This window comes from Rhodococcus sp. 05-2255-3B1, assembly GCF_002258545.1.
Taxonomy (GTDB): domain Bacteria; phylum Actinomycetota; class Actinomycetes; order Mycobacteriales; family Mycobacteriaceae; genus Rhodococcoides.
This window is the reverse complement of sequence record NZ_NOZC01000027.1, coordinates 259,636-273,739: the sequence shown is the minus strand read 5'-3', so window position 1 is coordinate 273,739 and position 14,104 is coordinate 259,636. Positions and strand designations below refer to the sequence as shown.

Sequence of the window (14,104 nt, the reverse complement as noted above, 5' to 3'; positions counted from 1 at the left end):
ACGTACCCAGCTGCGAGGATCGAAAACGCCGCGATCCCTCGTCCGGTCGAGGCTACCGATTGTGGAACTCTGGTGCCCGAGAGTTCGCAACCGAAAGGACGACCGATGCTCGATCACGACCGCATTCGACGCGACACCCCAGGTGCGTCGGGCCGCGTGTTTCTCGACAGCGCCGGATCCTCGTTGCCCCCGACCGTCGTCCTCGACACCGCGATCGCGCATCTACGCCGCGAAGCGGAGATCGGCGGCTACCGGGCCGCGAACGAACGACTCGACGACCTCGCCGCGGTCAAGACCTCGATTGCAACATTGATCGGCGCGCAGGCGTCGAGCATTGCACTGAGCGATTCCGCGACGCGGGCCTGGACGGACTTCTTCTACTCGGTGCCGCTCTCGGCCGGCGACCGAATCCTGCTGTGCGAGGCCGAGTACGCCAGCAATGCCATCTCCGCCCTCCACCGCGCCGAAGTCACCGGAGCGACCGTCCAGGTCATGCCGAGCGACGCATCGGGACGCATCGATCTGGACGCGCTGGAATCGATGCTCGACGACCGCGTGAAACTGATCTCGGTGGTGCACGCCCCCACGAACGGCGGCCTGATCAATCCCGCCCGTGCCGTGGCCGATCTCGCCCACCAGCACGGTGCACTGGTCCTGCTCGACGCCTGCCAGTCCATCGGGCAGCTACGCGTCGACGTCGAGGAGTTGGGAGTCGACGCCCTCTCGGCCACCGGCCGCAAATGGTTGCGCGGCCCACGCGGAACGGGCTTCCTCTACCTGCGTCCGGGATTGGCGTCGACGCTGCATCCGCCGGCCCTGGACCTGCACAGCGCAGAGTGGACCGATGGACGGACGTACCGGATGGCAGACGACGCCACGCGTTTCGAATTCTGGGAATGCGACGTCGCGGCCAGGCTCGCGCTCGGTGCGGCCGTCGACTACCTGCTCGAACTCGGTATCGACCGAGTCGAAGACGCCGTCGTCGAACGTGCCGACTACCTCCGCTCGGGGCTTCGGAAGGTTCCCGGGGTGACCGTGCGCGACCTCGGCGACCGTAAGAGCGGCATCGTATCCTTCACCGTCGACGGCGAGGATCCCGTGGCAGTGCGTGACCGACTGGCCGAACGAAACGTGACGGTCACCGTCAGCCATCGCGGTTCCACGCGTCTGGACATGACGGGCCGGGGACTCGACGCCGTCGTGCGTGCATCTCCGCACTATTTCGTCGCGTTCGCCGAACTGGACGCGATGCTCGCTGCGCTCGCAGGTGAGTGACACTTCGTAGCAGGGTCGGCAGGAGTGGAGCCGGCGGAACGACCCGTCGAACCGTCGCTCACATGGGTTCCGCGGAGGTAGGCAGCCACGCCGATTGCGGAGACCACGAGTCCGCCGAGCCCGAGCCAGGTGATCTCGTCGCCGAACATCAGCAAGGCCCACAGCATGGTCGTCGGCGGTGTCAGGTAGAGCAGCACGCTGGCGCGCGTCGGACCGTTGCGACGCACCACGAACAGGTACGCGCCGTATGCCCCGAAGGTGGAGAGCACCACCGTCCAGGCCACGGCGGCGATAAAGCCGGTCGTCATCGGCGGCGCGACGTCCCCGGCCAGAGCACTCCACGTCATGAATCCGACTGCGCTGATGGAACATTGAATCGCCATCGCCAGCGCGATCGGCTCCTTCGGTGCCAGCACGCGTTGGCCGATCGTGCCCACCGACAGTGCCAGCATTCCGGCAGCCGGTAGCAGGTAGACCGGCCAGAAGAGGTCGGCACCGGACAGGTCTCCGACCACCACCAGCGAGACACCCGCGATCCCGACGACGAGTCCCAGAATCTGCCGTCGTCCCACGCGTTCGCCGAAGATCCTGCTCGACGCCATCGCGACCACCAGTGGCTGCAACGCGGCGATCAAGGCGGCGACGCCGGGTGGCACGCCCATCCCGATGCCGGTGATGGTCGCACCGAGGTAGAGGAACTGGCAGAACAGGCCCAGGACGGCATGGATTCGGATGGCATGCCAGGTGGGGGTCAGTTTCCGGAACCGGCACCACGCGATCAGCAACGCCGCCGCGGCGAGGTAGCGCCAGGCCAGAAGCGTGTGGGCCGGGGCTTCGGCGGTTCCGAGCTCTGCTCCGATGAAGCCCGAACTCCACAACACCACCAGTGCTGTACCCGCAATGACGTCGACTCTCGATCTCATGAAGCGATGTAAACATACAGGTCTGTATACTCGCGGTGCACCTGCCGCTCACCAGCGCTTTCGAAAGGCAACCATGCTCGACAAGCCGCTCACCCCCGCCGGAGAACGCATCCTGACCGTCGCCAGCGACCTGTTCTACGCCCGCGGGATTCGCGCCGTCGGAGTCGACCTCATCGCGGAGGAGGCCGGCACCACGAAGAAAACGCTGTACGACCGATTCGGCTCCAAGGACGGCCTGGTGCAGCGGTACCTCACCCGCCGATACGGCCTGTGGTGCGATCACGTGACCCGGTACGTCGAATCCCTCGAATCCGGCGACGCGCGCATCCTCGGGGTGTACGACGCCCTCGATCTGTGGATGCGCGACAACCATCGCGGCTGCGGATTCGTCAACGCCTTCGCGGAGTTCGGCGGTACCGGCAGCCCGGTGCTCGCGATCATCGAGTCCGAGAAGGAATGGACGAGATCGTTGTTCGCGCGTTTGGCCACCGAAGCCGGTTACCCCGATGCCGAGCAGCTCGGAACCCGACTGTCGGTACTGCACGAGGGCGCGGTGGTGATGGGCACAGCGGGAGCTCGCGATGACGCGATCGTGGTCGCGCGGGGCATCGCGTTCGATCTGCTCGCTGCGCTCGCAGTGGTGCGGACAGGTGCCCCAGGGGGCGCATAGCCAAGCCACTGCGCGGCATCGTGTATTGTTTCCCAGGTTGTCTCGGCGAGGGTAGATCCAGATTCCCAGGATCCACCGTTATCGACGCGGCTCGGCCCCGTTGGCCGCGCTCGTTCGTGTCCGCCCCGACGAGCTTGACCGCCCGACGAAGTACGCCGCACGAACCACAGTTATCAGGAGCATCCAGCACCATGGCATCGAAGGTAAACAACCTCACCGCACAGGTCCGCACCGAATTCGGCAAGGGAGCCGCCCGCCGCACCCGTCGCGACGGCCTCGTTCCCGCAGTTCTGTACGGACACGCCACCGACCCCCAGCACCTCGCACTGGACGCTCGCGCGTTCGCAGCCGTGCTGCGTAACGACGGCACCAACGCCGTGCTGACCCTCGACATCGACGGCAAATCGCAGCTGGCGCTGACCAAGTCGATCGTCGTGCACCCGATCCGTCGCAGCATCGAGCACGCCGACCTCCTCGTCCTGAAGAAGGGCGAGCGCGTCACCGTCGAGGTCAACATCATCGTCGAGGGCGACGCCGCACCGGGCACCCTGGTCACCACCGACTCGACCGCGGTCGAGATCGAGGCCGACGCACTGGAGATCCCGGAGAACTTCGTCGTCTCCGTCGAAGAGGCTCAGATCGGTACTCAGATCACCGCAGCCGACCTCGCCCTTCCGTCCGGCGTCACGCTGGTGTCCGACGGCGAGACGCTGCTCGTGAACGTCGTCGAGGCTCCGTCCGAGGAAGACCTCGAGGCCGACGGCGAAGGCACCGAGCCCATCTCCGAAGAGGGCGACGCCGAGACTCAGGAAGAAGCCGAGTCCTCGGACGAGGACAGCTCCGACGAGAGCTGATTCTCCACCTGCACGCTCGACGGCGCGCTGCTTCCCTCGGGAGCAGCGCGTCGTTCGTTTCGAAGGCCTGATGAGACAATGACGACCGTGAGTGTTGATCCCGCAGCGCCGGCCCTGATCGTCGGCCTCGGCAATCCCGGCCCGCAGTACGAAAAGACCCGTCACAACGTGGGATTCATGGTGGCCGACGCCCTGGCCGGACGCATCGGTTCCGCGTTCTCCTCGCACAAGAAGTCCAACTCCGACATCGTGCAGGCCCGTCTCGGCAGTCGCTCGGTGGTCATCGCCAAGCCGCGCACCTTCATGAATCTCTCGGGCCAACCAGTGGCTGCGTTGGCGCGCTTCTTCTCGATCGAGCCTGCGAACATCGTCGTGGTGCACGACGAGTTGGACATCGACTTCGGTGCTCTACGACTCAAACTCGGCGGCGGCGAAGGTGGCCACAACGGCCTCCGCTCGATCTCGCAGCACCTGAGCACCAAGGACTATCTGCGGGTGCGCGTCGGCGTCGGGCGACCACCGGGACGGATGGATCCGGCGTCTTTCGTGCTCAAGCCGTTCTCCGCTGCCGAGCGCAAGGACCTCGGCGTCGTGGTCGAGGAAGCAGCCGACGCCGCCGAGCTCCTGCTCTCGGCCGGACTCGAGGCCGCACAGAATACGGTGCACCCGCGCTGATCCTCACACCCCTGTTCTGAGGTGCGCGCCCGTTCTCGCTTCCTGACGCACGCGCGCACCCCGTAAAAACGGCGTGAGGTCTCCTGCGGGTTCAGTTCAGCAGCGACGCCGAATTCGCCCGCCGCAGTTTGCCGCTCGACGTCTTCGGGATGCTGCCCGGCCCCAATACCGCGACGGTTCGCGGCCGCACTCCGACCTCCGAATGCACGGCATGGATCACTTCACGTTCGATGCGCCTGACCTCGTCCGGCTTGTCGATGTCGTTGGTTTCCACAGCCACCGCGAAACTTTCGCGTTTGTCACCGGCATCGAGCCGAATGGCCACGGCATTGCCCGGCCGCACACCGGCGACGGTGCCCGCGGCCCGTTCGATGTCGGTGGGATAGATGTTGCGACCACCCATGATGATGACGTCCTTGATTCGCCCGCAGACGACCACCAGTTCGTCCTCGGTGATGTAACCGACGTCGCCGGTGTCGAGCCAGCCGTCCGCGTCGAGCGTCGACACCGGGCCGTCGACGGTGATGTATCCGGGCGTGACGGCCTTGCCTCGCACCTCGATGATGCCGACGCCCCGTGCGGTGAGCACCTGCCCCTCCTTGTCCACGACACGGCCCTCCAACCCGGGAACGAATTTGCCGAGCGTCGCCAGCGAGCGGGTGTTGCCGCGAGTGGACGGGACGGCACGACCGAGGGTCTCGAGCAGGTCCGCGTCGACCACGTCGATCACCTGCCCCTGATCGGGGTTCGGAATCGACACGGCCAGAGTCGTTTCCGCCATTCCGTAGACCGGAGCCAGTGCGAGGGGGTTCAGCTTGTACCGGGCTCCGGCCTCGGCGAGGGCGATCATGGTGTCCGGATCGACCGGCTCGGCTCCGTTCCAGGCGTAGCGCAGAGTCGACAGGTCGAGATCCAGGTCGTCCTCCGCCTGACCGAGCCGCCGCGCCAGCAGCGAATAGGCGAAATTGGGTGCTGCCGTGACGGTTCCGCGGTACTTGTGAATCAGCTTGGCCCACAACAGCGGCGAGCGCAGAAAGTCCAGCGGAGTGATACTGACGACCTCGGCACCGACCTGCATGGGCACCGACAGGAAGCCCACCATGCCCATGTCGTGGAACAACGGCAGCCAACTGACCATCACGTCGGTTTCGACATCGAATTCGATGCGGTCGATCATCGCGTAGGCATTGACGTAGAAGTTCTCGTGCGTGATCCGTACGGCCTTCGGCGAACCGGTCGATCCGGAGGTGAGCTGCTGCAGCGCGATATCGGACTCGGACGTGGGCACCGGATCGATGTCGCGACCGGTCTTCATGTCCTCGATCTTCAGCACGGTGATGCCGCGCTCCTCGAGCACGGGTGCGGCGATGTCGAACGGAGCCCCGAGGATCACGGCCTTGGCCTCGATCATCCGCACGACGGTCTCGGTGTCCTCACCCCAGACGGCGAGGTCGGTCCGCGGTGTGGGCTGATGCAGCATCGTCACCGATCCCCCGCGCATCCAGGTCGCCTGGCACGCAGGAGCGATGTCGACCGGCTGACCGGCCAGGATGCCGATCGCATCCCCGTGTTCGACGCCTGCGTCGGCCAACGCACCGGCCATCCGACGCGCCTGCTCGTGGATTTCACCCCAGGACTGTCGCAATGCCTCGTCGGGCTCGCCGGTGATCAGACCGTGCTTGCTGGTGCTCGCGGTCTCGAACATCTCTTCGGTGAACTTGCTCAACGCGCGTCTCCTCGTGAGGGAATCCCGGCCCACCGTCCACAGTAGGCAGTCCCGCCCCGACCGAAGGGTGCAACAGGCCGCGTATCCTTGATTTCTGCCCCGGCACCCGATTCGGTGCCGCCCTTGCTAGGAGAATGAGGTTTTCGTGAGCACCCCGTCCAGTACCCCCGACGTCGACGCCACGATCGACGGGTCCGGACCGGCAGCGCTCGACGAGTCCGGAACCACCCGCAGCCGGGCCAAAGAACTCGAGACCGAGGTCGCGAGGCGTCGAACATTTGCGGTGATCTCGCACCCCGACGCCGGCAAGTCGACGCTCACCGAGGCCCTCGCCCTGCATGCACGCGTCATCTCCGAGGCCGGAGCCATCCACGGCAAAGCCGGCCGCCGCTCCACCGTCTCCGACTGGATGGAGATGGAGAAGGCCCGTGGCATCTCGGTGAGTTCGACTGCGCTGCAGTTCAATTACCAGACCTCCCCCGACGCGGAGATCACCAACGTCATCAACCTCGTCGACACCCCCGGCCACGCCGACTTCTCCGAGGACACCTACCGCGTGCTCACCGCCGTCGACGCGGCCGTGATGTTGATCGACGCCGCCAAGGGTCTGGAGCCGCAGACCCTCAAGCTGTTCCAGGTGTGCCGCCAGTTCGGCATCCCGGTCATCACCGTCATCAACAAGTGGGACCGCCCGGGCCAGTCGCCGCTCGAGCTGCTCGACGAGATCGAGTCGCGGATCGGCCTGACTCCGACGCCTCTCTACTGGCCCGTTGGGATCGCCGGCGACTTCCGCGGCCTGCTCGACGTACAGGACGGCAGCTACATCCGGTTCACCCGTACCGCCGGTGGTGCCACCATCGCACCCGAGGAATTCATGACGGCCGAGGCCGCCGCCGAACGTGAGGGCGTCGACTGGGACACCGCCGTCGAGGAAAGTGATCTGCTGATCTCGAGCGGTCAGCAGCACGATCAGGAGATGTTCCTGGCCGGTCAGACGTCGCCGGTGATCTTCGGCTCCGCGATGCTCAACTTCGGCGTCCGGCAGATTCTCGACACCCTCGTCGCTCTGGCACCCGCCCCCGGCGCGCGCGACGACGTCTCGGGCGGGGTACGCGAGGTCACCGATCCGTTCAGCGCCGTCGTGTTCAAGGTGCAGGCAGGCATGGACACCGCGCACCGCGACCGCCTGGCGTTCATGCGCGTGGTCTCCGGAGTGTTCGAGCGCGGCATGGTCGTCACCCACTCCCAAACCAAGAAGCCGTTCACCACCAAGTACGCGTTGACGGTGTTCGGTCGCGATCGTACGACCGTCGAGAACGCCTATCCGGGAGACATCGTCGGCCTCGTCAACGCGACCGCACTCGCCCCCGGGCACACGCTCTACACCGACAAGAAGGTCGAGTTCCCGCCCATCCCGTCGTTCGCGCCCGAGCACTTCTCGGCACTGCGCGTCGACAGCGCCGACAAGTACAAGAAGTTCCGCCGGGCCGTCGAGCAACTCGACTCCGAAGGCGTGGTTCAGGTGCTGCGCAACGACATTCGCGGCGACGCCTCCCCCGTGCTCGCCGCCGTCGGACCCATGCAGTTCGAGGTGGTCACCGCACGAATGAAGACCGAGTTCGGCGTCGACGCCCGAATGGAACCGCTCGGATACTCCCTTGCCCGACGCACCGACGCGGCCTCGGCCGTCGAGTTGGGTCGCCAGCGCGGTGTCGAGGTCTTCACCCGCACCGACGGTGCGCTGCTGGCACTGGTGAGCGACAAGTGGCGTCTGCAGTACATCCAGAAGGAGATGCCCGAGCTGACTCTCGAACCACTCGTCGCCGCGGGTGATCAGTAGCACCGGCGTGCTGATCGATCTGCTCGACGCAAAGTTCTCCGTACTGGGGCACCCGATTCTGTGGCGTGAGGTGGTCGGCAACGGTTTCGGCTTGCTCTCGGCGATCGGCGGGATGCGGCGCGTCGTATGGGCGTGGCCGGTGGGGATCATCGGCAATGCGCTGCTATTCACTGTCTTCCTCGGCGGCGTGTTCCACACTCCGCAGGCTCTCGATCTGTACGGCCAGGCCGGGCGACAACTGATGTTCATCGCGGTGAGCGTCTACGGGTTGATGCGTTGGCTGCGGGACTCCAAACGGTCGGGGGCAGCGGTTCTACCGCGGTGGGGCACGGCGCGGGAGCGGACCGCGATGATCGTCGTCGCGATCGTCGGCACGGTGCTGTTCGCGCAACTGTTCGGCTACCTCGGCTCGTTCGGCAAGTGGGCCGACGCGTGGATCTTCACCGGATCCATGCTGGCGACCTTCGGAATGGCGCGTGGACTCACCGAGTTCTGGCTGATCTGGATCGCGGTGGACATCGTGGGCGTTCCGCTGCTGATCGTCGCCGGGTTCTATCCCTCCGCGGTTCTCTACCTGGTGTATGCCGCGTTCGTGGCCTGGGGTTTTGCCGTGTGGTTCAGAGTTCAGAACAAGAACTTCGGTCAAAAAATGGCGTCGTAAACAATCGTGATGATACTCTCAGCGTGTCCGAACAAACTTCGAGTACGTTTCTGCGTGCTCGACGCCGAGTAGCCCGTCCTGATCGATGCCCGATCGTGACATCTCGGCGCGGAACCACCTGGGATCACGATGAAGTGGAAAACGACATGACTAAGGGATCGAACTACCCATTGGCCGGGATCAAGGTCGGTGGCGTTCCTGCGCATCGTTTGGCGACGCCGCCGAAGTCCGACTCCACTTCACCCGCCGGTGGCCGCACCGATTCTTCGGCGGCAGCGCCCGCCGAGAAGGCGGCCGAGACCTCTACCACCGAGAATTCGGAGGCAGTGGCCACGTCCACCGATAAGGCGTCCGCAACAACGCCTGCACCAGCAACGTCGTCCGTCACGGATTCAACGACCCCCCGCGCGGATCGACGTCGTCCAGAGAAGCCCGCCACGGAATCGAACGAGGTTGAAGTGACTACAAGCGATCAGATCTCAGAACACGGCCTGCCCACCAACGGCCGCTCCACGTCTCACGGCTCCAGCTCCTCGCCGTCGCTCGGTCGCGGCCAGGGACCGGACCGTCGTACCGCCATGGGCGTCGCCTCGGTACGCATCGCAGGCCGCCTGACCCAGAACGAGCTCGGCAGCCGCACCGGCGACATCCGCACCCCCGACACCTCCGTCGGTCCCGACGAGCTGCTCCAGCTCCTCGGCGAATACCTCGTCTCGGGTGGCCTGCAGAACCCCGAGATCCACGTTCGCTCCAACGGCCAGACCATCGTGCTGGACCTGCAGAACCCCGCCAAGGGCTACCGCTGACCCCTGCCGGTCACAACAGCTGCTGGAATGCCTCTGGTCGCACCATCTCGAGTACCAGAGGCTTCCATTGCGGCGCTCGGTCCTTGTCGACCAGCACTGCACGAACACCCTCGGCGAAGTCCGGTTCGGTGATGATCCACGTCGCCATCCGCAACTCCCGATCGAGACATTCACGCAACGTGCTGTCGGCCCCCCGTGTGATTAGCGCGTCGGTTGCCATCAGGGACGTGGGCGACAGCGTCGCCAACTGAGTCTTCGTCGTCCGCGACCAGGGCGTGTCGCACACCAGCGCATCGATGATGTCGACGAGTGAGCTCCTCTCGAACACTGCAGCCACCGCCTCCGCGTCGAACGAGAGTTCGGTGGTCGACGGCGTAGTGGTGTATCGATCCAACACCTCGTCCAGATCCATGCCTGCGAGAATGTCCGCCTTCAGATCGGACACGACCTCGCTCGGGCAGAAATGCGTCGCCAATCCCAGTGCGAGCGCATCGGTTCCGGTGATACGAGTTCCCGTCAGCGCCAGGTACCGTCCGGCATGGCCCGGCAGGCGCGAGAGAAAGTAGCTCGACCCCACATCCGGCACGAAACCGATCGCCGTCTCCGGCATCGCCAACACGGCGTTCTCGGTGACGATGCGGACGCTGCCGTGAATCGAAATTCCCAGGCCACCACCGAAAGCCGCCGCTTCGATGACGGCGACGTACGGCTTGGGGTAGCCGGCAATCACCTCGTCGAGGTCGTACTCCGCCGCGAAGTACGCCGGGCCCGCCTCGTGGTCACCGTCGACGACGGCCTGCCGAATCGCCTTGATGTCACCGCCGGCGCAGAACGCCCGAGGTGAACTGCTCGTCACGAGAACAGAAGTGACCTCATCGTCGTCTCGCCACGCATCGAGTGCGGCGCGGATCCCGTCGATCATCGCACCGTTCAACGAGTTCAGAGCCTCCGGCCGGTTCAGGACGATATGCCCCACTCCGCCCACGGTCTCGGCTTCGACAACGGCCACTGTTGACTCCTTCACACGCACATCGTTCGACGCGTAACAGTAGCGCTATTCGCGAGACTCGACCGACCGTGGACGCGCGTCAGCGGGAATGTCGGCGGGAGGACACGGCCGCTCCTCGGCAGTGAACCATCCACGATAGAGAAACAGCTGCCCGAGCACCGGGCTCTTCACCTCGATCTCGATGCGATGCCGCTCCTCGGCCGCATCCCACCACTCGCGACCGATCGTCACCGCCGACGCCGGCTTCGGCAACTTCGGCGCAAGAGGGCCGAGCAGGAATCGCGGCACCTCGCTCTCGAGCACCAGTCCACCATCGGCATCGACCTCACACCTGGTGTGCACCACCATGTCCGACGAGAAACCCAGGTAGTCCAAGGCATACGCGTCGGACTCGGCGGAGGACACCATCACCGAGTTCATTCCCTGCGGGCGACCGGCGAAAGCGAAACGCCGCACGAAAGACATTGTCTCGCGGCCCAGTTCGTCGACATACGCATAGTTGGCGATGGTGAACGGCACGTCCTTGCCCACACCCGCAGGAAAGAGCCCACGCTTGCGTCCGGCCCACAGCAACGGCGGCGGCACGAGCCGAGAGTGCGTCATCTCCTCCATCACGCCCACCCCGAACTGGGCGAGATCGTCCGAGGACTGCAATCCGAAGCGCCACTGAACCTTGGGATGCAGACGGGCGAAGTCCGAACCGAGTACTTCCGCGACGACCGATGTCATGACTCCAGTATGCGCTGCGCGCAGGTGAGCGAAACTTCGTAGCAGATTACGAATTACCGTTCACGTGCCGCAGGCTCTACTCCAACTCGGCGGCCAACTCCATCCAGCGTTCCTCGGCGACATCCTTGTCCGCGAGGACCTGCTTGAGCTCGGTGTCGAGGGCGACGAGCTTGCCCTGCTCGGTGGACGCGTCGACGAGTTCGGCATGCAACTCGACCTCACGCTTGGAGAGCCGAAGGACGAGCTTTTCGAGCTTGCTCAGTTCCTTACGGGCCGCGCGCTCGGACGCCGCATCCCGGGTCGCCTTCTTCGGCACCGCGCCGGTGGTCAACGAATCCGGAGTGGCCTCGGCCGCGAGAACCGACCGGCGACGCAGGTACTCGTCGATCCCGCCGGGCAGATTGGTGAGCTTGCCGTCGCCGAACAGTGCCCAGGTGGAATCACAGATGCGCTCGATCAGGTACCGATCGTGACTGATGACGACGAGGGTGCCCGCCCAGCCGTCGAGGATGTCCTCGAGCTGCTGCAGGGTGTCGATGTCGAGATCGTTGGTGGGCTCGTCGAGCAACAGCACGTTCGGCTCGGCCATCAACACGCGCGTGAGCTGGAGCCGACGACGCTCACCGCCGGAGAGATCTCCGACGGGGGTGCGCTGACGCGCCGGGGTGAAGCCGAGCCGCTCCGCGAGCTGCCCGGCCGAGATCTCGCGGTCACCCAACGTGATCCGCTCGGCCACTTCCTTGACCGCATCGAGAACACGCAGCTTCTTGGGTAGGTCGTCCAATTCCTGCTTGAGCCAACCGATCTTGACCGTCTGGCCCTGGATGCGCTTACCCGCAGCAGGCTGCAGTTCACCGGCGAGCGTGCGGAGCATCGTGGTCTTGCCCGAACCGTTGACGCCGACCAGGCCGACGCGCTCACCGGGAGCCAGACGCCAGGTGAAGTCCTTCACCAGTTCTCGGCCGTCGGGAGTCTCCAGGCGCGCGTCCTCGAGTTCGATGACGACCTTGCCGAGACGACGCTGAGCGAACGAGGACAACGCGACGGAGTCACGCGGTGCCGGAACGTCGGCGATCAGAGCCTCGGCCGCCTCGATGCGGTACTTCGGCTTGGAGGTACGAGCCGGGGCACCGCGGCGCAGCCACGCCAACTCCTTGCGCGCGAGGTTGCGTCGACGCTCCTCGGACGCGTCGGCCTGACGGGACCGCTCGGCGCGCGCGAACACCCAGTCGTTGTAGCCGCCCTCGTAGGCCTCGACGCCGCCGCCGACCACTTCCCACGTGCGATTGGCGACCGTGTCGAGGAACCAGCGATCGTGGGTGACGACCACCAGCGCACTGCGACGGCTGACCAGGTGCGCGGCCAACCACTGCACGCCCTCGACGTCGAGGTGGTTGGTCGGCTCGTCGAGCACCAGCAGATCGAGATCCTGAACCAGAGCCGCTGCCAACGCAACTCGTCGACGCTCGCCGCCCGAGAGGTTGTCGATCGACGCGTCGAGTCCCGAACTCCCCGCAGGCCCGAGATCGGCAATACCGATGCCGGTCAAGATGTTTCGCACCCGAGAGTCACCCGCCCACTCGTGCTCGGCCATTCCGAGTGGGTCGAGGACCACCTGGCCGACGGTCGACCCCGGAGGCAACACGCCGCGCTGGGTGACGACGGCCATGCGCAGGCCGTTGACCCGGCTGACACGTCCCGAATCGGGCGGTTCGATGCCGGCGAGAACCTCGAGGGTGGTGGTCTTACCGCCGCCGTTGAGACCGACCATGCCGATGCGTTCGCCCTCCTGCACGCCGAGCGAGACGCCGTCGAGCAGTGGCTTGACGCCGAAGGACTTGCTGACGTTTTCGAGATTGACGAGATTGACCATCAGGAAAAACCAATCGATTCACTAGTGACAACACGAGCACCGGGAACCGGTCCACTCGCAACACGGACGGTGCGGCACACACCGGCACCGGACAATTCAGCGCTCACCGACACCGCCGCGTCGGCGTCGGCGCACAGAAACGCGCAGGTGGGGCCCGAGCCGGACACGATGCCCGCCAATGCCCCGGCGGTGACTCCCGCGCGCAGCGTGCGACGCAACTGCGGCATCAGCGAGACCGCAGCGGCCTGCAGGTCGTTGCCGAGCAACGGCGCGAGTGCACGCGCATCGCCGGACGCCAGCGCATGCATCAGATCCTCGGTGCCGCCGAGGCGAGGCGGATCGCCCTTGGCCCGCAACTCGTCGAGTTCGTTGTACACGGCAGGCGTTTGCAGACCACCCTTCGCCAACGCCAGCACCCAGTGAAAACTGTTGCGCGAGAGCACCGGAAGCAGCTTCTCCCCGCGACCGGTTCCGACCGCGGTTCCGCCGTGCAACGAGAAGGGCACGTCGCTCCCGAGCTGGGCCGCCACCTCGTCGAGCTCGTCACGCGAGAGATCGAGATGCCACATCGCGTTCAGTGCCACCAGGGTCGCGGCAGCATCGGCACTTCCGCCTGCCATCCCGCCGGCCACCGGAATTCCCTTGTCGATGGTGATCTCCACCGACGGCTCGCGCCCGACCCGACGCCCCAGCAACTCGGCGGCCTTCCACACCAGATTCCGTGAATCGGTGGGAACCACCCTCGCGTCGTCGCCGCGCACCCGAACCGAAAGTGTCTTGGCCGGAATCACCGACAGTTCGTCCGAGAGCGAGAGCGCCTGGAACACCGTCGTCAGCTCGTGAAAGCCGTCGGGACGCAGGTCACCGACCGACAGATGCAGATTCACCTTCGACGGGGCCCGAACGACGACGGGTGTGGGAACGACAGACAGCACGAGTAACCACAGTAGTGGAGAAACAACGCCCGAGTTCACCACCAGGGCGGCCTCCGGTGGGTACTCGATGTGACGTTCAGTGGACTTTTGGGCGGTCGATGTCACATTCAGTGGACTTCGGGGGCGGG

Annotated in this window: 14 protein-coding genes; 7 read left to right on the top strand and 7 right to left on the bottom strand. The window is 65.6% G+C overall.

The genetic code is table 11. From position 1 onward, the window contains the following. Positions 1-105 precede the first annotated feature (105 nt). Complete coding sequence (locus CH249_RS16050; protein WP_094683256.1) at positions 106-1,275, top strand: aminotransferase class V-fold PLP-dependent enzyme; 1,170 nt, start codon at positions 106-108, stop codon at positions 1,273-1,275. Here CH249_RS16050 and CH249_RS16045 read toward each other — a convergent pair. Beyond that, positions 1,218-2,198: a DMT family transporter gene (locus CH249_RS16045; protein ID WP_094683255.1), complete on the bottom strand. Its 981-nt coding sequence runs from the start codon at positions 2,196-2,198 to the stop codon at positions 1,218-1,220. The two genes, CH249_RS16050 and CH249_RS16045, sit on opposite strands and share 58 nt — an antisense overlap. Before the next feature lie 73 nt (positions 2,199-2,271). On the opposite strand from CH249_RS16045, the gene CH249_RS16040 reads away from it, so the two are divergent. The 3 genes from CH249_RS16040 to pth all read left to right on the top strand — a co-directional run bounded on the left by CH249_RS16040 (position 2,272) and on the right by pth (position 4,397). Continuing rightward, entirely contained in the window at positions 2,272-2,868 is a 597-nt protein-coding gene (locus CH249_RS16040) for a TetR/AcrR family transcriptional regulator (protein ID WP_045196400.1), read from the top strand. Positions 2,869-3,059: 191 nt separating this feature from the next. Next, positions 3,060-3,722 (top strand): 50S ribosomal protein L25/general stress protein Ctc, encoded by a 663-nt coding sequence (locus CH249_RS16035; protein WP_094645621.1) that lies wholly within the window; start codon positions 3,060-3,062, stop codon positions 3,720-3,722. Positions 3,723-3,809: 87 nt separating this feature from the next. After that, positions 3,810-4,397 (top strand): aminoacyl-tRNA hydrolase, encoded by a 588-nt coding sequence (gene pth, locus CH249_RS16030; protein ID WP_230596804.1) that lies wholly within the window; start codon positions 3,810-3,812, stop codon positions 4,395-4,397. Between the two features lie 91 nt (positions 4,398-4,488). Here the strand turns inward: pth and CH249_RS16025 are convergent, their stop codons facing one another. Continuing rightward, positions 4,489-6,123 (bottom strand): fatty acyl-AMP ligase, encoded by a 1,635-nt coding sequence (locus CH249_RS16025; RefSeq protein ID WP_094631247.1) that lies wholly within the window; start codon positions 6,121-6,123, stop codon positions 4,489-4,491. Between the two features lie 184 nt (positions 6,124-6,307). On the opposite strand from CH249_RS16025, the gene CH249_RS16020 reads away from it, so the two are divergent. Continuing rightward, positions 6,308-7,963, top strand: a complete 1,656-nt coding sequence (locus tag CH249_RS16020) for a peptide chain release factor 3 (protein WP_032396226.1) — start codon at positions 6,308-6,310, stop codon at positions 7,961-7,963. A gap of 7 nt (positions 7,964-7,970) precedes the next feature. Further along, on the top strand, positions 7,971-8,624 hold the full coding sequence (pnuC, locus tag CH249_RS16015) for a nicotinamide riboside transporter PnuC (RefSeq protein WP_094683338.1): 654 nt from the start codon (positions 7,971-7,973) through the stop codon (positions 8,622-8,624). A gap of 163 nt (positions 8,625-8,787) precedes the next feature. Here pnuC and CH249_RS28475 read toward each other — a convergent pair whose 3' ends face one another. Further along, entirely contained in the window at positions 8,788-9,012 is a 225-nt protein-coding gene (locus CH249_RS28475; RefSeq protein ID WP_230596806.1) for a hypothetical protein, read from the bottom strand. A 70-nt stretch (positions 9,013-9,082) separates the two neighbouring features. Here CH249_RS28475 and CH249_RS28470 point away from each other — a divergent pair, with 70 nt between their 5' ends. Then, positions 9,083-9,430 carry a hypothetical protein gene (locus CH249_RS28470; RefSeq protein WP_230596808.1) on the top strand — a complete coding sequence of 116 codons (348 nt, stop codon included), beginning with the start codon at positions 9,083-9,085 and terminating at the stop codon, positions 9,428-9,430. Between the two features lie 10 nt (positions 9,431-9,440). Here CH249_RS28470 and CH249_RS16005 read toward each other — a convergent pair whose 3' ends face one another. From CH249_RS16005 to CH249_RS15990, 4 genes are all read right to left on the bottom strand, one after another. Beyond that, positions 9,441-10,439, bottom strand: a complete 999-nt coding sequence (locus CH249_RS16005; RefSeq protein WP_094683254.1) for an enoyl-CoA hydratase/isomerase family protein — start codon at positions 10,437-10,439, stop codon at positions 9,441-9,443. 45 nt (positions 10,440-10,484) lie between these two features. Then, positions 10,485-11,168, bottom strand: coding sequence for a DUF4166 domain-containing protein (locus CH249_RS16000; protein ID WP_045196406.1), 684 nt, complete (start codon positions 11,166-11,168; stop codon positions 10,485-10,487). A gap of 76 nt (positions 11,169-11,244) precedes the next feature. Continuing rightward, complete coding sequence (locus CH249_RS15995; RefSeq protein WP_032395716.1) at positions 11,245-13,041, bottom strand: ABC-F family ATP-binding cassette domain-containing protein; 1,797 nt, start codon at positions 13,039-13,041, stop codon at positions 11,245-11,247. Continuing rightward, the gene (locus tag CH249_RS15990) at positions 13,041-13,976 is read right to left on the bottom strand and encodes a 4-(cytidine 5'-diphospho)-2-C-methyl-D-erythritol kinase (protein ID WP_032396229.1); all 936 of its coding nucleotides are present in this window, start codon (positions 13,974-13,976) and stop codon (positions 13,041-13,043) included. The genes CH249_RS15995 and CH249_RS15990 overlap by 1 nt, the downstream gene beginning before the upstream one ends. Positions 13,977-14,104: the final 128 nt, after the last annotated feature.